Source organism: uncultured Parasphingorhabdus sp. (assembly GCF_963975735.1).
Classification (GTDB): Bacteria; Pseudomonadota; Alphaproteobacteria; order Sphingomonadales; family Sphingomonadaceae; genus Parasphingorhabdus.
The window spans coordinates 15,897-32,756 of record NZ_CAXBIA010000011.1 but is presented as its reverse complement, the minus strand read 5'-3'; the positions used below and the strand labels follow the sequence as shown (position 1 = coordinate 32,756).

Annotated in this window: 15 protein-coding genes; 10 read left to right on the top strand and 5 right to left on the bottom strand. The window is 58.6% G+C overall.

What is annotated here, in order from left to right:
• The first annotated feature begins 2 nt into the window (after window positions 1-2).
• The 6 genes from AACZ86_RS11995 to AACZ86_RS11970 all read left to right on the top strand — a co-directional run bounded on the left by AACZ86_RS11995 (window position 3) and on the right by AACZ86_RS11970 (window position 5,306).
• Window positions 3-299, top strand: coding sequence for an NAD(P) transhydrogenase subunit alpha (locus AACZ86_RS11995; protein ID WP_066743604.1), 297 nt, complete (start codon window positions 3-5; stop codon window positions 297-299).
• Between the two features lie 98 nt (window positions 300-397).
• Complete coding sequence (locus tag AACZ86_RS11990) at window positions 398-1,846, top strand: NAD(P)(+) transhydrogenase (Re/Si-specific) subunit beta (RefSeq protein WP_339693009.1); 1,449 nt, start codon at window positions 398-400, stop codon at window positions 1,844-1,846.
• A gap of 36 nt (window positions 1,847-1,882) precedes the next feature.
• Window positions 1,883-2,578 carry an amino acid racemase gene (locus AACZ86_RS11985; protein WP_339692878.1) on the top strand — a complete coding sequence of 232 codons (696 nt, stop codon included), beginning with the start codon at window positions 1,883-1,885 and terminating at the stop codon, window positions 2,576-2,578.
• Window positions 2,579-2,671: 93 nt separating this feature from the next.
• The gene (locus tag AACZ86_RS11980; protein ID WP_339692877.1) at window positions 2,672-3,865 is read left to right on the top strand and encodes a parallel beta-helix domain-containing protein; all 1,194 of its coding nucleotides are present in this window, start codon (window positions 2,672-2,674) and stop codon (window positions 3,863-3,865) included.
• Window positions 3,865-4,875: an SO2930 family diheme c-type cytochrome gene (locus AACZ86_RS11975; RefSeq protein ID WP_339692875.1), complete on the top strand. Its 1,011-nt coding sequence runs from the start codon at window positions 3,865-3,867 to the stop codon at window positions 4,873-4,875. Before AACZ86_RS11980 ends, AACZ86_RS11975 begins: the two co-directional genes overlap by 1 nt.
• Window positions 4,876-4,883: 8 nt before the next feature.
• Window positions 4,884-5,306, top strand: coding sequence for a GFA family protein (locus AACZ86_RS11970; RefSeq protein ID WP_339692873.1), 423 nt, complete (start codon window positions 4,884-4,886; stop codon window positions 5,304-5,306).
• 45 nt (window positions 5,307-5,351) lie between these two features.
• On the opposite strand, the gene AACZ86_RS11965 is transcribed toward AACZ86_RS11970, so the two are convergent.
• The gene (locus AACZ86_RS11965; protein WP_339692872.1) at window positions 5,352-5,786 is read right to left on the bottom strand and encodes a DUF2147 domain-containing protein; all 435 of its coding nucleotides are present in this window, start codon (window positions 5,784-5,786) and stop codon (window positions 5,352-5,354) included.
• 42 nt (window positions 5,787-5,828) lie between these two features.
• The gene (locus tag AACZ86_RS11960; protein WP_339692870.1) at window positions 5,829-7,088 is read right to left on the bottom strand and encodes a multidrug effflux MFS transporter; all 1,260 of its coding nucleotides are present in this window, start codon (window positions 7,086-7,088) and stop codon (window positions 5,829-5,831) included.
• Window positions 7,089-7,177: 89 nt separating this feature from the next.
• Here AACZ86_RS11960 and AACZ86_RS11955 point away from each other — a divergent pair, with 89 nt between their 5' ends.
• On the top strand, window positions 7,178-8,755 hold the full coding sequence (locus tag AACZ86_RS11955; RefSeq protein WP_339692868.1) for a pentapeptide repeat-containing protein: 1,578 nt from the start codon (window positions 7,178-7,180) through the stop codon (window positions 8,753-8,755).
• A 39-nt stretch (window positions 8,756-8,794) separates the two neighbouring features.
• Window positions 8,795-9,901, top strand: coding sequence for a DNA polymerase IV (gene dinB, locus AACZ86_RS11950; RefSeq protein ID WP_339692866.1), 1,107 nt, complete (start codon window positions 8,795-8,797; stop codon window positions 9,899-9,901).
• Between the two features lie 35 nt (window positions 9,902-9,936).
• On the opposite strand, the gene AACZ86_RS11945 is transcribed toward dinB, so the two are convergent.
• The 3 genes from AACZ86_RS11945 to AACZ86_RS11935 all read right to left on the bottom strand — a co-directional run bounded on the left by AACZ86_RS11945 (window position 9,937) and on the right by AACZ86_RS11935 (window position 13,699).
• Window positions 9,937-11,310, bottom strand: coding sequence for a glutamate--cysteine ligase (locus AACZ86_RS11945; protein WP_339692863.1), 1,374 nt, complete (start codon window positions 11,308-11,310; stop codon window positions 9,937-9,939).
• A 74-nt stretch (window positions 11,311-11,384) separates the two neighbouring features.
• Window positions 11,385-11,966: a YqaA family protein gene (locus AACZ86_RS11940; RefSeq protein WP_339692862.1), complete on the bottom strand. Its 582-nt coding sequence runs from the start codon at window positions 11,964-11,966 to the stop codon at window positions 11,385-11,387.
• 176 nt (window positions 11,967-12,142) lie between these two features.
• A complete protein-coding gene (locus AACZ86_RS11935) occupies window positions 12,143-13,699 on the bottom strand; it encodes an alanine/glycine:cation symporter family protein (protein ID WP_339692860.1) in 1,557 nt (518 codons plus the stop codon).
• Window positions 13,700-13,806: 107 nt separating this feature from the next.
• Between AACZ86_RS11935 and AACZ86_RS11930 the strand changes: the two genes are divergently transcribed.
• Together AACZ86_RS11930 and AACZ86_RS11925 are read left to right on the top strand one after the other, a co-directional pair.
• On the top strand, window positions 13,807-14,913 hold the full coding sequence (locus AACZ86_RS11930) for a DUF2855 family protein (protein ID WP_339692858.1): 1,107 nt from the start codon (window positions 13,807-13,809) through the stop codon (window positions 14,911-14,913).
• Window positions 14,914-14,988: 75 nt separating this feature from the next.
• Window positions 14,989-16,782, top strand: coding sequence for a cyclic nucleotide-binding and patatin-like phospholipase domain-containing protein (locus tag AACZ86_RS11925; protein ID WP_339692856.1), 1,794 nt, complete (start codon window positions 14,989-14,991; stop codon window positions 16,780-16,782).
• Window positions 16,783-16,860 lie beyond the last annotated feature (78 nt).

Below are 16,860 nucleotides of genomic sequence, written 5' to 3'. Positions count from 1 at the left end.
CTATGGACTTTATCTCAATCTTATCAATTTTCGTGATGGCCTGTTTTGTCGGCTATTATGTCGTCTGGTCGGTTACTCCGGCCTTGCACACGCCGCTGATGGCGGTGACCAATGCTATCTCCTCGGTGATCATTGTCGGGGCGCTGATTGCGGCGGCGGCGGGTTCGCAGGCTGATGGTGGTCAGACCGCCAAATGGCTGGGTCTGGTCGGTGTCGTGCTGGCGAGCGTGAATATTTTTGGCGGCTTTGCCGTGACCGAGCGGATGCTCGCGATGTACAAGAAAAAGGAGCGCAAATAATGGGTGCTTCTTTTGATCGGCACCCCAGCGCAGGCTGGGGCCTGAACCAAGGGCACCGTATCGCATCGATAGCGGGTTGGATCCCAGCCTTCGCCGGGATGACATTATTCGCGGCTTCTCCCGCGCTTGCCTCGTCCGGCGAGCCGGTAAACCCCTGGGTCGCCACCGCTTATCTAGTCGCCGGTGTCCTCTTCATTCTCGCTTTGCGCGGCCTGTCATCACCTGAATCCAGCCGGACGGGCAACCGTTTCGGCATGCTCGGGATGCTGATTGCCGTGGTCACGACCTTGTGGACCCACAGCATTGCCAGCCTGCCGGAAATTGCCGGTGCCATTGCCATTGGTGGCGCGATCGGTTTCTTCACCGCGCGCCGTATCGCGATGACCGATATGCCGCAGCTGGTTGCCGCTTTCCACTCGCTGGTCGGCCTCGCTGCCGTGCTGGTCGGTATCGCTGCCTATCTCAATCCCGGTGCCTTTGGCATAATGGACGCGACGGGTGAAATATTGACCGTCAGCCGCGTCGAGCTGGGGCTTGGCGTTGCCATTGGTGCGATTACCTTCTCCGGTTCGGTCATCGCTTTCCTGAAACTTAACGGCAATATGTCGGGCGCGCCGATCATGCTGCCTTTACGGCATGTCATCAATCTGGGCGTCTTGGGCGCGATCATCGGACTGACCGCCTATTTCGCGATTGCGCCGACCGTTGGTACGGGCGCGATCTTCTGGACCATCGTCGGCCTCAGCTTCCTGATCGGTTTCCTGCTGATCATTCCGATCGGCGGCGCGGATATGCCGGTCGTGGTGTCGATGCTGAACAGCTATTCCGGCTGGGCGGCAGCGGCCATGGGCTTTACCCTTGGCAATACCGCGATGATCATTACCGGCGCTCTCGTCGGTTCGTCCGGTGCGATCCTGTCCTATATCATGTGCAAGGCGATGAACCGCAGCTTCATCAGCGTGATCGCCGGCGGCTTTGGTGCCGAAGCGGCGAGCAGCGATGGCGCAGCCAAGATCGACCGGCCGTGGAAACGCGGATCGGCGGAAGATGCCGCCTATATGATGAAACAGGCCGAGAGCGTGATCATCATTCCAGGCTATGGCATGGCCGTGGCGCAGGCGCAGCATGCCTTGCGTGAAATGGGCGATATGCTGAAAGAACAGGGCGTCAGCGTCAAATATGCGATCCACCCGGTGGCGGGTCGTATGCCGGGCCATATGAATGTCCTGCTCGCCGAAGCCAATGTATCCTATGACGAAGTGTTCGAACTGGAAGATATCAACAGTGAATTCGCCCAGGCCGATGTTGCGTTCATCATCGGCGCGAATGACGTGGTCAATCCCGCGGCGAAAACCGACAAGGGATCGCCGATTTATGGCATGCCGGTGTTCGATGTCGAAAAAGCCAAGACGATATTCTTTGTCAAACGGTCGATGGGCGGCGTCGGCTATGCCGGAGTCGACAATGAAGTCTTTTATATGGACCAGACCATGATGTTGCTTTCCGATGCGAAGAAAATGTGCGAGGAAATAGTCAAGGCACTCTAGATGCCGGGCTCGGTTATTTCAGGGATGTGAACTTTAATGCGGAAAATTGGCCTGATTGGCGGGATGAGCTGGGTATCGACCGCCAGCTATTATACGCGGATCAACCGAATCGTGCAAAAGCGGCTGGGCGGCTTCTCCAGCCCGCATATGCTGATCGAGAGCGTCAATTTCAGCGATTACGCCCGTCTGCAATCGGACGATGACTGGGATGCCGCCGCTGGTCTGATGACCCGGTCGGCCAAGCGTCTGGAAAATAGCGGCGCGACCGCCGTGCTGATCTGTTCCAACGCGATGCACAAAATCTATGACCGGGTGCAACCCGAAGTGGGTGTGCCGATCCTGCATATCGCTGATTGCGTCGGCGACCAGATGGTGGCCGATGGCATCAAGTCGGCGACCCTGATCGGGACCCGCAACGTGATGACCGAAGGATTTTACCGTAAACGGCTGGTCGGCAAGGGCATTACCCTGTCTCCGCCCGACGAAGAGCGGGTCGAGGAGATCGACCGGATCATCTATGAAGAATTGATGTTCGGCCAGGTCAAGCGCGAGTCCGAACGGACGATGAAAACCTATATTACCAATATTGCCAAACAGGAGATTGAGGGGGTTGTGCTCGGTTGTACCGAGCTTGATCTGATCGTCGATACCAAGGCGAATATCCTGCCGATCTATGACAGCACCGAGATTCATGCCGACGCGGCGATTGAATGGATTTTGGCCGAGGACTAGTCCCGGCTTTTCAAATTTACTGACATTGATGTCAATGCTCTTGGCATCGACCTGTTTTTGCGGCATTATCCTCCATTCCTCGAGGAGAGAGATATGATACGCAGTTTAATGGTCGCCACCGCGCTATGCCTGAGCGCTCCGACACTCGCAAAAACCGTCGCCGTTGCCCCGGGCGCTGATGCCCAGGAGCGGCTGCAGGAAGCCCTGATTCTGGCCGAGCCCGGCGATGTCATCGAACTGGGTGCCGGTCGATTTGATCTGGTCGACGGCCTCTCGCTTGATGTCGATAATGTGACCGTGCGCGGGGCTGGCCTGGACCAGACGGTGCTCAATTTTGCCGGACAACTGGGGGCGGGGGAAGGCCTGCTGGTGACCTCGGATCATGTCGTGCTGCGCGATTTTGCGATCGAGGACAGCAAAGGCGACGGTATCAAGTCAAAGGGTGCGGACAATATCGTCTATTACAAACTGCGGGTGGAATGGACCCGCGGGCCGCATCCGGAAAATGGTGCTTATGCGATCTATCCGGTCGAGAGCACCAACGTACTGGTCGACAGCGTCACCACCATAGGCTCCTCCGACGCGGGCATTTATGTCGGCCAGTCGGAGAATATCATCGTCCGCAACAGCGTGGCCAAATATAATGTCGCCGGGATCGAGATCGAGAATAGCATCGGGGCCGACGTCTATAATAATATCGCGGTCAACAATACCGGCGGGATCCTGGTCTTCGATCTGCCGAATATTCCCAAACAGGGCGGCCGCAACGTCCGCGTGTTCGACAATATCGTGGTCGACAACAACACCCCCAATTTCGCCCCCGAAGGCAATATTGTCGCCAGCGTGCCCACCGGCATGGGCATCATGGTGATGTCGCATTACGAGGTCGAGGTGTTTGACAATATTATCGCCGAAAATGGCACCGGCAATATCCTGATTGTCTCCTATACCAAGGGGCAGAATGATCCGAACTATAATCCGAAGCCGATTGGCGTCCGGGTTTTCGAGAACAATCATGGCCGGGCAGGCTATAAACCGGCCTTTACCGGAGGGGATTTGTTGAAAGCGGCCTTTGGTGGCGCGATTCCGCCGATTATCGAGGATGGTACCGGCGAAAATATCCTGATCGGAGATGATGTTCCGGTCATGACGCTGGGCCTGACCAGACCCGGCCAGCCGCTGACCGAGGCAAAACCGGCGCTGTCCGCAGGCGCTACCGAGCCCTTTGACGGTCGCCAGTTGAAACCGGTTGTCCTGCCCGAGGCGATGGAAGCCGCGATCCGATAATGCGGTTGCTGGTATCTGCTTGTGCGATGGCGGTGCTGGCTTTGTCGGCGGGGGCCAGCGAACCTGCCGGTGTCGCCGATGCGGTGATCCTGTCCGATGGTCTGCCGCGCAGCCTGTCGGACTATGGCTTTTTCAAGGATGCGTCGGCGTGGCAACCCAATGACCGGGTTGTGCCTTATTCGCTCAACACGCCTCTGTTCACCGATTATGCGGAGAAATACCGGTTCATCTATGTGCCGGAGGGCCAGCAGGCCAAGGCGAATGGCGACGGAATGATCGACTTTCCGGTCGGATCGGCGTTGATCAAGAGCTTCGGCTACGAGATTGACGGCAAGCCGCGGCTGCTCGAGACAAGGGTGTTGCTCCACCGCGCCGATGGCTGGCTGGCACTGCCCTATGTCTGGAATGAAGAGCAGACCGAGGCGGTGCTCAAGGTCGCCGGGGCGCGCATTCCGGTCACCTTCATCGATCCGTCGGGTAAAAAGCGCTCGATCAGCTATGGCGTTCCCAACAAGAACCAGTGCAAGGAATGTCATGCTTTATCCGACGCGGTTGTCCCGGTCGGACCGAAGGCCCGCAATCTCACCCATGACGGGCAACTGGCGGAATTCGCGAAACTCGGCCTGATCGATCAAGAACCCAAGATCGAATATCGCGTGCCGGTCTGGGGAGAGACCGGCGCGCCGCTGGACGACCGCGCGCGCGGCTATCTCGACGTCAATTGCGCCCATTGTCACAATATCAACGGATCGGCGAGCAACTCCGGTCTGTTCCTGACCTATGAAGAGAATATGCCGGTCCGCATCGGGATCAACAAGCGGCCGGTTGCGGCGGGGCGGGGCAGCGGCACCCATGATTTCGACATCGCGCCCGGCGATCCGGACGCCAGTATCATGATCTACCGGCTGAACAGCCTCGATCCGGGCATCAGCATGCCGGAAGTCGGGCGGTCGATCGTCCATGACGAGGGCGTCGCGTTGCTCAGCCGATGGATTGCGGAGATGGAGTAATGGCCCGCATGACCGTCAGAAATGCCCATTGCCATTGCGGCCAGTTGCGGATCGAAACGACGGGTGAGCCCTTCGCTGTGGTGATGTGCCACTGCCGCGGCTGTCAGCAGAGGACCGGGGCACCTTATGGGGTTGGAGCCTATTTCAAGGCGGATACATGCAATATCTCGGGAAGCTCAAACGGCTATGTCAGGACGGGGACAAGCGGCAAGCCGTTCAAAAACCGTTTCTGTCCGGATTGCGGCACAACCGTCTATTGGGTGGCGGCGTTTGACACCGATGCTGTAGGGATTGCCGTCGGTTGCTTTGAAGGTGATGACCTGCCGCCGCCATCGCGCAGTGTCTGGGAAAGCGAGCGCCATCACTGGGTAGACGTGCCTTTGAAGGACCGGTGGCTGGAAGGTCGCAACGGGCCAAGGGTCGAGGACTGAAGAACAGCGCGAGCGCCTTGCTTTCTGGCGCTAGCCGGGGAAGAATTACTTCGCCCGGGTCCAGTTCTGGCCCTGGCAGAAAAAGGCGACGCAGCCTTTCATTTTCAGACTGTTCGCCGAGTTCAGGCTGACTTCCGAGCGATAGCTCTTGCCGGTTTTCGGATCATAGACCTTGCCGCGCCAGATATTTCCGTCCGGCGTGAATCCGGTCAATATCGCCATGCCGAGCAAGGTGCGATTGCGCAGCTTCTTGTCGGGATTGTTGACATCCTTCTGGCCGGGGCCGTTGGGCGGGGTCACCAGATATTTATGGATGCGGCCGCAAACCGTGGTGCCACATTTGGAAATCTTGACGATGGCATCGCGGTCCTGGGTGATCCAGTCGCCGTGGATCGAATCTGCGGCCAGCGCGGGGGTAGCGAAGATCATGGCGGCGGGGATCAGGCCAAAGGCTAGTTTCATCGGGGTAAGAATCGACATGGTCGTGCTCCTCTGCGCGCAGCCGGCATTTTCAACTTTCGCCTATAGACTGTCAATCTTTGCTAGAGCGTCTCTGGTTACACCAATCTGAACGCGGCGGAACAATTTGCCCTCTTCGGCCCAGAAAATAAACGCCAGAGATGCGATGCCGCAGACCATGAAGCCGGTGGCCAGTGGCAGGATGGTGCCGTCAAATTGCAGTCCGATCGCTGCGCCGATCATCGCCGACAGGCCGGTGCGGGTAAAATTCTGGAAGGAGGAGGCAACGCCGGCGGTCTTTCCGAACGGTTGCATCGCGATGGAGCTGAAATTGGCTCCGGTGAAACCGACCATTCCCATCGAAGGCACCAGCACCGCGGTAAAGGACCACATGGTGAGCAAGTCAGCCTCTGCAAGAATGAAATGGACTATCGAAACCAGGATGAAAAAGATCAGCGCGGATTGCGATACACGGCGCGCGCCGAAGCGCATGACGATCCGCGAGTTGGTGAAGCTGGCGACCGACATCGCGCCGGCATTCAGCGCGAAAATATAGGCAAAAATCTCGCCTGCATCGAATATGTCGAAAAATATCTGCTGGGCCGAAGCGATATAGGCGAACAGCGGGGCCATCATCAGGCCGCTGGCGATGACATGGCCAAAGCTGTTGCGGTTGAAAATGACATTATACCATGCAGAGGCGACGGATTTGACCCTGATCGGCGTCTTGTCGTCGGGGTGCAAGGTCTCGGGGAGCCGCGTCATTATCCACAGAAATGTGGCCAGTCCGGCGGTGGAAAGTACCAGAAATATCGCCTTCCAGGGCGCGACGTGGAGGATCATCTGTCCGACCAGGGGCGCTGTGATCGGGACGATCATGAACACCATCATGATGGTGGACATGGACCGGGCCATTGCATCGCCGTCGTAGCGATCGCGGATGATGCTGTTTGCCAATACGCCCATTGCCGCGGCGGCGAGCCCCTGGATGAACCGCCCGATCAGCAGCAATTGGTAATCCCAGGCCAGAGCGCAGAGAATGCCAAACAGCGTATATATGGCGATGGTCACCAGCAACACCGGCTTGCGCCCGTATCGATCCGCGAGCGAACCGTATAAAATAGAGCCCATCGCCATGCCGTAAATATAGGAGGTGATGGTCCATTGCCGGTCGTTGACGCTGGGCAGGGCAAAATCGTCGGAGATCAATCCGAGTGCAGGCAACATGATATCGATCGCCAGCGCGTTCAGCGACATCAGGCTGGCCATCATGATGATGAGTTCGGTGCGACCGATCGGAAAGGGGAGGGCTTTGTTTTGCACCTGCGGTCTATGGCAAGGTCGGCTGGTTGTGGCTATAGCCGAAATGATAATCCGGATGCAATTACAGGCCGGCAAGTGGAGGAAATTGCATGAAGAGCGGAATGTTGCTGCGACTGGTATTCACGGGGATGGCGCTGGGCGGCGCGAGCGTAGCCAGCGCTGAAGCGGCAGAGTCACAATCAGGATTTGGCTGCCAGTCTGCCTATGGCGATATCTGGGCCGAGGACTTTACCGATGCGCCTCACCGCGAGATCGACGGCGCGTCGATACAGACCCCATCCGACTTTATGCGGATGACCGGTACGCGGGAGGCCGGTCTGAAAATCATCAAAGGCGGCGATTTCTCCGGCTGGGATTTCAGCGGGACGTCCTTTCCCGGCGTCTGCTTCGAGGAAAGCGATCTGTCGGGCGCGAATTTTGCGGGTGCGTCGGCGTCTGGCGTCGGGTTCGTCAAAGCGGACCTGAGCGGCGCCAATATGAACGGCGTCCATATGTCCGGTGTCCTGTTCCGCAACGCCGGTTTGCGGGATGTGGCAGCGAAGGGTGCCGATTTCTCCCGTGGCCATTTCGACGGCGGCTGGTTCGAGGGCAGTGTCGAGGGCTGGGATCTCGACGGCGCCGATATGACCGGTTTCACTTTCGCATGCGGCATCACGGTGCCGGATGGCTGCCCGGTCTATCAGGGCGGGGCAAAAATGAGTGCGAAGGGAGCGGATTTCACAGACGCCACGCTGCACAGTTTTGGTCTGCATGCTGTCGATCTGGCCGGTGCCAGAATTGACCGGACGATTATCGGACCCCGCCAGTTGCCCGATCTGGCGAGGAGCGATTTTCGCGGTGCCATCATCCTGCGCGGTGGGTTAAGCGATGTAAGTCTGACCGCCGAAGAAGCGCGGCAACTGGTGACTGCAAATGCCGCACAGGAGGCAGCGGATGCGCAGCCGTCTTTTGATTGTGCCAAGGCGGCCAGCACGGTCGAACGGGAAATTTGCGGTGAATATGCCAGCGATTTGCGCGTGGCTGATCGCGATATTGCGATCTTGTACAAACGCGCGAAGAGTATTGATGCCAGCGTCATCGCAAGCCAGCGGGCCTGGTTGAAGCAGCGCAATCTGTGCGGCGTGGCCGAATATCCCGCGGACTGCATCCGGAAAAGCTATGGCGATCGCAAGGGGCAGTTGCTGGGCTTGCTCGGCGAGAACCAGTGGCTGACCCGCGGAGAGGCGGCATTGTTCATCGACGATGTTCTGCCGCTTCCCGCAGATGTGGTGGGCTCCGAGCTTTTTGCCCGAATATCGCCTATATTGGTTGGTGCCTCGATGACCGAGATATTGATCGAGCGCGCGGATGACGGGCTTTACGAGATCAAGGGTAGCTCCGTGGGTGCCAACGCCCATTTGTGCAGCATCTACGCTTCGCATCTCTATTTCGACATGGAAACGGGCTGGTATATCCCGGTGTCGGAAGGGCGCGCGATACCGATCTTCCGGATATTGGACAATCGGCTGGAGATATTTGCCAATGGCCGGCCGGATTATAAACTATATCCCGAAGCAGGGGATTTCATGAGTTGCGGGATGCGCGCGGGCCTGGACGAGACGATCCGTGTCAATGCCAGCGACGAGCTGATCGAAAGCTATCGGAAATCGCTGAGCGAGGAAATGTAGCCGCTCCCCAAGCGTGCAAACTGCCGCTAGACTGACGCCATGTCTGATTCCACCCCCGATCTGCTCCAGCGCAAGATCATCCATATCGATATGGATGCGTTTTTTGCGAGCGTCGAGCAGCGGGATTTTCCCGAATTGCGCGGCAAGCCGGTGGCGGTGGGCGGCTCCTCGAAGCGCGGGGTCGTGGCGGCGGCATCCTATGAAGCGCGCGTGTTCGGGGTGCGCTCGGCGATGGCCTCGGTCACCGCCAAACGGCGCTGCCCCGACCTGATTTTCGTCAAGCACCGGTTCGAGGTTTATCGCGAGGTATCGCAGCAGATCCGCGCGATATTCCGCATGCACAGCGATCTGGTCGAGCCCTTGTCGCTGGATGAAGCCTATATCGACGTGACCCAGGACAAGATGGGGATCGGCAATGCGACAAGGATCGCCGAGATGATCCGGGCGGAGATCAAGAAACAGACAGGTCTCACTGCCAGCGCCGGGGTCAGCTATAACAAGTTCATCGCCAAGATCGCATCGGACCAGAACAAGCCCGACGGCATTTGCGTGATCAAGCCGCATCAGGGTGCGGATTTTGTCGCCGGGCTGCCGGTACGGCGTTTCTATGGCGTCGGCCCGAAGACGGCGGAGCGGATGGCGAAGCTGGATATCCACACCGGCGCCGATCTGCGCGCGCAATCGCAGGAATTTCTCAGCCAGCATTTCGGCAAGTCGGCGGGTTATCTCTTCCGTGCCTCGCGCGGGGTCGACCATCGCGAAGTGCGGTCCAACCGGATTCGCAAATCGGTCGGCGGCGAGCGGACCTATGGCGATGATCTGGTCAGCGACAGCGACATGCACGACGCGTTCGAACATATTATCGATATCGTCTGGAACAGTATCGAGAAATGCGAAGCGCGCGGACGGACGGTGACGCTGAAGGCGAAATATGCCGATTTCCGGCAGGTGACGCGGTCCCATTCGGTGGACCATTATGTCGCGGACAAGAATGAATTTGCGCGCATCGGTCGCGATCTGTTGAATAGCATCATGCCGGTGGAAAATGGCGTGCGGCTGCTCGGATTGACGCTGGCCAATCTGGAAGGCGCGGAAGCGTCCGCCGGATCGGATGAAAGCGACAGTCAGCCCGCTTTCGAGTTTTAGCCCGGTTTACAGGCAGGCATGCAGCATGATTCCGGTCAGAAACTCATCTCGTCATAGATCCGGCTGACATCGCCATTCCACTCGCCATGATAGCGTTCCAGCAATTGTGCTGCCGGTGATTTGCCTTTGGCAACCACTTCGCGGAGCGGGTCGAGAAAGCCGCTTTCATTGTCGCCGCTGGTGTTGAGGCGATTGCGCGCGGTCAGGCCAGCCGACGATATGTCGAGAATTTCCGCGGCCAGGTCTTTGAGCGTCTGGCCATTGGGAATCGGTGTGTCGAGCCCGAGCTTGGGCACGCCGTTGCGCAGCGCTTCGCGCTCTTCCATGGTCCAGCCCTTGACCCGGTCCCAGGCGGCATCGAGTGCGGTCTGGTCGTAGAGCAGCCCGACCCAGAATGCGGGCAGGGCGCAGATGCGGTTCCACGGGCCGCCGTCGGCACCTCGCATCTCGAGGAAACTTTTCAGGCGTACTTCGGGGAAGGCGGTGGAGAGATGGTCCGTCCAGTCCGACATGGTCGGTTTTTCGCCCGGCAGGACTGACAGATTGCCTTTCAGGAAATCGCGGAAACTGAGGCCGGCGGCGTCAATATATTTGCCATCGCGGAAGACGAAATACATCGGCACGTCGAGCATATATTCGGCGTAGCGTTCGTAGCCGAAACCCTCTTCGAACACGAAGGGCAGCATGCCGGTGCGGTGCGGATCGGTATCGGACCAGATATGGCTGCGGAAGCTCTGGTAACCGTTGGGCTTACCTTCGGTGAAGGGCGAATTGGCGAACAGGGCTGTTGCCAGAGGCTGCAGCGCCAGGCCGACGCGGAATTTCTGCGCCATGTCGGCTTCGCTGGCATAGTCGAGATTGACCTGGATCGTGCAGGTGCGCAGCATCATGTCGAGGCCGAGATTGCCGACGCGCGGCATATGGTCGAGCATGATCTTGTAGCGGCCCTTGGGCATGATCGGTAATTCGGCGCGGGTCTTGTCCGGCCACATGCCCATGCCGAGGAAACCGGTGCCGGTCTTCTCGCCAATCGCCTTGACCTGTTGCAGATGGCGGCCGGTTTCGTTGCAGGTCTCGTGCAGATTTTCGAGCGGCGCTCCGGACAGTTCAAGCTGGCCGGCTGGTTCGAGGCTGATCGCGCCATCACTGCCCGACATGGCGATGACCTTGCCGCCTTCTTCAACGGGCTTCCAGCCAAATTCCTGCATCGCGTGCAGCAGGTCCCTGATGCCGCCGGGTTCGTCATAGCTGGGCGCGTGGTGATCGGTGGTGGAATAGACGAATTTCTCGTGCTCGGTACCGATCCGCCAGCGATCCTTCGGCTTCTCGCCTTCGGCCATCGGACTGATCAACTGCTCGATATTCTCGATCACAGGATCGTTGCTGTTTGAAACCTGTCTTGTGCTCATCGTTCAGCCTTAGGAAATCCTTTGGTTCTGTACCATTAAAAAAAAGCTGTTCCGCTAAAAGCTTTTGTTCCTTGTCACAATAGCCAGCGGACGGCGGCAAATCCGCCGACGAACAGGACGCCGACCGCGGTCGTCGCCAAGGCGAAATTCTTGTCGATCCACGCCTTCATCGGCGGACCGAAATAGCGCAGCAGCACGGCAACCAGAAAGAAGCGCGCGGAACGGGCAACAATCGCCGCGCCGATCAATATGTAGAGCGGCATTGCGGTGCTGCCGGCGGCGATGGTGATGACCTTAAACGGTAATGGTGTGAAGCCGGCCAGCAAGACGACAATCCAGCCCTGTTCATTAAAATTCTGGGCAAAAACGTCGAATTTCTCCGCCGCACCATAAAATTCGAGGATCGGCATGCCGACCGCTTCAAACACAAAATAGCCGATCGCATAGCCGAGGAGCGAGCCGAGCACCGATGCGATTGTACAGATCAGTGCGTACCAATAAGCGCGCTCCGGTTTCGCCAGACACATGGGTGCCAGCATGACGTCGGGCGGGATCGGGAAGAAGCTGGATTCGGCAAAACTGATCCCGGCGAGCCATTTCGTGGCTTGCCGATGGGCTGCCTTTTCGAGCATCCATTCATAGAGGCGTTTCAGCATTATTTTTAGACCTTAGTCGCCGGGCGGGCGCATCCGCGCCCTTGGCTTTCGCGCCAATAAGGCGCGGCGGCCAGTCGGCCTTGCCTCGCTTCGCTCGGTAGTTTTCTGGGCAGAGCGAGCAACGCCGCGCAGGCAGATGGGCGCGTCCGGCGCTGGTGTTTCAAGAAATCCAACATCTAGTGACCGGGCGCACCGGTCACTTCTTCCAGCAATTCCTTTGGCGTTTCGCGGCCATGGTCGCTACCGGCAGAGCGGTTGCCTTTGGCCAGGGCGAAGACAACACCGGAAAGCGCCAGCAGAGCGACAATATTGGGCAAGGTCATCACCGCATTGGAAATATCGCCCATGCGCCAGATCAGCTCGAGCGGTGCGAAAGAGCCGACGAAGATCACCAGGCACCATAGGATTCGCCACGTGAAGTGAAGCCGGTTTTCACCCTTCAGGGTCGATCCCGGGGTCAGGTCATAAAGATAGGTGATCGCCCGCTCGCCATAATAGCTCCAGGTCAGTAAAGTGGTGAACACGAACAGGATCAGCGCCACCGACGCGATCAGTGTGCCGACCGGAATGCCGAAGATGGGAAAGGGAAAGGCCGCTGCATAGGCGCCGGAGGTCATGGCAAAGCCGTTCAGATCCGATTGCCATGCGTGTTCGACGACCTGTTTGACGCCATTGGCATCGGTAAAGGTGAAGTCGCCGGCGACTGTCAGCATCACCAGCGCGGTCATCGTACAGATAACAACCGTGTCGATGAACGTGCCCATCATGGCGAAACGGCCTTGTGCCGCGGGGTCGTTGGTTTGTGCGACCGCGTGGGCGATCGGGGTCGATCCCTGGCCCGCCTCGTTGGAGAACAGACCGCGAGCGACACCGGCACGAATGGCGATGATGATCGCTGCGCCCAGAAAGCCGCCGCTGGCCGATTGCGCGTTGAAGGCGCCTCCGAAAATCCGTCCGAAGGTTTCCGGCAGGTCGGGCAGGTTGATGATCAGCGCGATCAGGGCCATCAGCAGATAGGCTCCGGCCATCCACGGAACGATGGTTTCGGCCACCCGGCCAATCGATTTGATCCCGCCGATGATGACGACGAAAACCGCAATGGCTGCGACCGCGCCGCCAATCCATTCTTCGACACCGAACAGTTCATTGGCGCTGTCGCCGAGGCTGTTGGCCTGAATACCGTTGCCGGTAACCAGCGCGGAGAATAAGGTGCCGAGACAGAATAATATCGCCAGCCATGTCCATTTCGGGCCGAGACCGATGGTGATATAGGACATCGGGCCGCCGCGATAGGTGCCGTCAGCGGCCTGCTCGCGGAAGCGCACGGCCAGCGAGCCTTCGGCAAAGGCCAGTGCCATGCCGAACAATGCAGTTACCCACATCCAGAAAATGGCGCCCGGTCCGCCGAGCGTGATCGCGGTCGCGACGCCGGCAAGATTGCCGGTTCCGACCTGACCGGACAATGCTGTGGAAAGCGCCGCGAAAGGAGAAATTTCGCCTGCGCCGCTGCTGGATGATTTTTTGAACAGTCCGGCGAGAGACGGGAATAGCCGGCGCAGGGGATAGCCGCGAAGGCCGATCATGAAATATATGCCGGCACCGAGCAATATCACTACCATCGGCGGGATCGGAAGTATTTCGGCTCCTTCCCATGTACCGGCCCAGATAAAGTCCGATATATTGGTGACGGGCACGATCGCCGCTTCAAAACCTGAAACCGGTGCTGCACTCACTAAACTTCTCCCCGATGGCGCATATCGCGCATATTCTTTCCCGAGCGGCAGGATTAGCAGGCCAATGGTTTTTGGCAAATGCTTTTGCCATCTGCTTTCCAGAGCCTATGCTGGCGAAAACCGGAAAAGAAGATGGAGACGAAATGATGCACAGTCTGTGGGTGAAGAAAGAGGATCTCGCACAAAGCGAATGGCATGAGGCTGATATGCCGGCTCTGGCCGACGGGCAAATCCTGCTGGCGGTCGAGAAATACGCCCTGACAGCGAATAATATCACATATGCCGTGGTCGGTGACGGCTTTGGCTACTGGAATTTCTTCCCGACCGGTGATGACCAATGGGGCATTGTTCCGGTCTGGGGATTCGCCAGCGTGGTGGCCTCGGAAAATGCCGATATCGCAGTGGGCGAGCGGATCTACGGCTATTTGCCGATGGCCAGCCATTTGCTGGTCACGCCGACCAACGTACAGGACGGGGGCTTCGTCGACGGCGCTGCGCACCGGCAGGGGCTGGCGATCATCTACAATCAATATCACCGGCTCGGGCAGGACGAAAGTCCGCTCGAGGCAGAACGGGCGATCTTCCAGCCGCTCTTCACCACCAGCTTCCTGATCGAGCATTTCATGCGCTCGAATGACTGGTTCGGGGCAGAGGCGCTGCTGATGACCAGCGCGTCGTCAAAAACCTCGCTCGGTCTGGCGATGGTTGCGAAAAACCTGAGTCCCAAAATCCGGCGCATTGGTCTGACATCGGCGGGCAACAAGGCGTTTGTCGAGCAGTCAGGGCTTTATGACGAGGTTCTGACCTATGACAATCTGTCGGCTGCCGATGCCGCGAAGCCGACCGTCTCGGTTGATTTTGCCGGCAATAGCCAGCTGCTTGGCGCTATTCATTCCCATTGGGGCGATAATCTGAAATTCAGCTCCCTGGTCGGGGCGACCCATATTTCCGAACGCGGCGGTGCCGATGCTCTGCAAGGTCCCAAGCCGGAGCTGTTCTTTGCCCCCACGGCTGCAGAGAGTCTGATGAAGGAAATCGGACCGGCGGCGTTCCGGGCGCGGGTAGACGAGCAGTTTTCCGCATTTGTTGCAGGCGCCAGTGCCTATCTGACGGTCGAGCGGCTGGACGGACGCGATGCCCTGCAAACCGCCTATCTGGCGATGCTGGCGAACGAGGTGGCACCCAGTCGCGGACTGATGTGTCATCTGAATTGATGTCTAAAGCCTTGATTGTGCGACGATTTGGCTGGATAATGGACCAGTTCGGGTCGCGCCGACAGGGAACATAGATTGGCTGAACCAACAAAAATACCGGATCTGGGGCGGAAGGCCCTTTTTCAGGGGGTGTCCCCGGAAGCCCTGGGCGCGTTGCAAGATGCCTCTGTGATGAAGCAGATTGCGGGCGGCGAGGCGCTGGTTCGCCAGGGTGACGACGCAGACGCACTGTATTTTGTCGAGTCCGGACGGTTTCGGGTCGTGGTCAACAAGGCGCGGATTGTCGCCCATATCGAAACCGGAGAAGCGGTCGGAGAGCTGGCTTTTTTTGCCGGTGGAAAACGCACAGCCGATGTCATCGCGACCCGTGATTCGATGGTGCGGAAGGTCTCGCGGCAGGCCTTTGACGAAATCGCTCTGCGCCATCCCGAATTATACGCGGCGATGCTGAAGCTGGTTTCCGAACGGCTGGCGGTCGCGACCGCGCGAACATCGTCGATCACATCGAATAATCCGCGGGTGATTGCGCTGCTGCCTGCGGGAAACGGCGCCTTGCCCGACGGGTTTCTGATGCGGATGGCCGAGGCGTTTGAGGCGGTGGTCGCGGCAGGCACGCCGGTCGTGCCGCTTGATCGCGGAACCAGCGAAGCGGCGGACAGCGGGGAATATCAGTCCTGGCTGGCAGAGCAGGAAGCCAAGGGCGCCTATGTCCTGATCGACGGCAGCGGCCCGGAGGACTGGGGGCAGATGGTGTGCCGCAACGCCGATGCGCTGGTGATGGTGGCGCGGCCCGGTCAGGCAGATCCCGAACCGAACGCGATGGAAATATCGGCGATGCGCTCGATTGCGGAGCCGCAGCGGACCTTGCTGTTGCTTCGGAAAAGCAGTGACAAATCAATCAGCAGGAGCAGCGAGTGGATTGATCCGCGTGGCCCCAAATTGCATCATCATGTCGCGCTCGACAATGATGCGGATTTTACCAAGGTCGCCCGTTTCCTGACCGGTCGTGCGGTTGGCGTGGTGCTGGCTGGCGGCGGGGCTCTGGGCTGTGCCCATCTTGGCGTGATCAAGGCGTTGCGGCAGGCGGATATTCCGATCGATTTCATCGGCGGTGCCAGCGCCGGCGCGGCGATGGGCGGCGCGATTGCCCGCGGCATGACGGTCGACGAGACGCTCGACCAGATGGAGGCGATGTTCATCCACGCCAAGGCGATGAAACGGCTTACTTTGCCAATCTACTCGCTGCTCGATCCGACGGTGTTCGACAGCGAGCTCAGAACCCGTTACGGCACCCGGGATATTGCCGACCAGCCGATCAATTTTTTCGGGGTCTCGACCAACCTGTCGACCAACGGCCTGCATATTCACCGGCGCGGACCTTTGTGGGAATGCGTGCGGGCTTCGGGATCCTTGCCGACCATATTGCCGCCGTTTATCGACAAGGACGGCAATATCCTGGTCGACGGCGGGGTGCTCGACAATGTCCCGGTCAAGGTCATGCACGGGCTGAAATCCGGACCGAATATTGTCGTGTCTTTAGGTGATCCGCATGAAATATGGCGGACCAAGGCCCTATATGGTGACATTCGCGGCCGTTGGCGCTTGCTGCGCGACGTGATCTTCCGCCGCAAACGGGATGCAGAATTCCCCTCGATTGTCGAAATCATGTCGCGGTCGATGGTGGTCGCAAGCCGGATGGCTTCAAAGGAAATGCTCGGCGAGCAGGATATATTGGTCAATCCGCCGATCATTCCGAATATGCAGATACTTGACTGGCATCTCGGCCGGGAACTGGCGGAAATGGCGGCTGAATATATCAGCGAGCATGTGGTTCCGACCATCGATCTCGATTCAAATTTTACCAAATAGGTACAAAATACTTGACATCGTCACGCTATTTGGGTACATATCAGGAACATCGCGAAATTGTGATTCGGGCCGACCAGC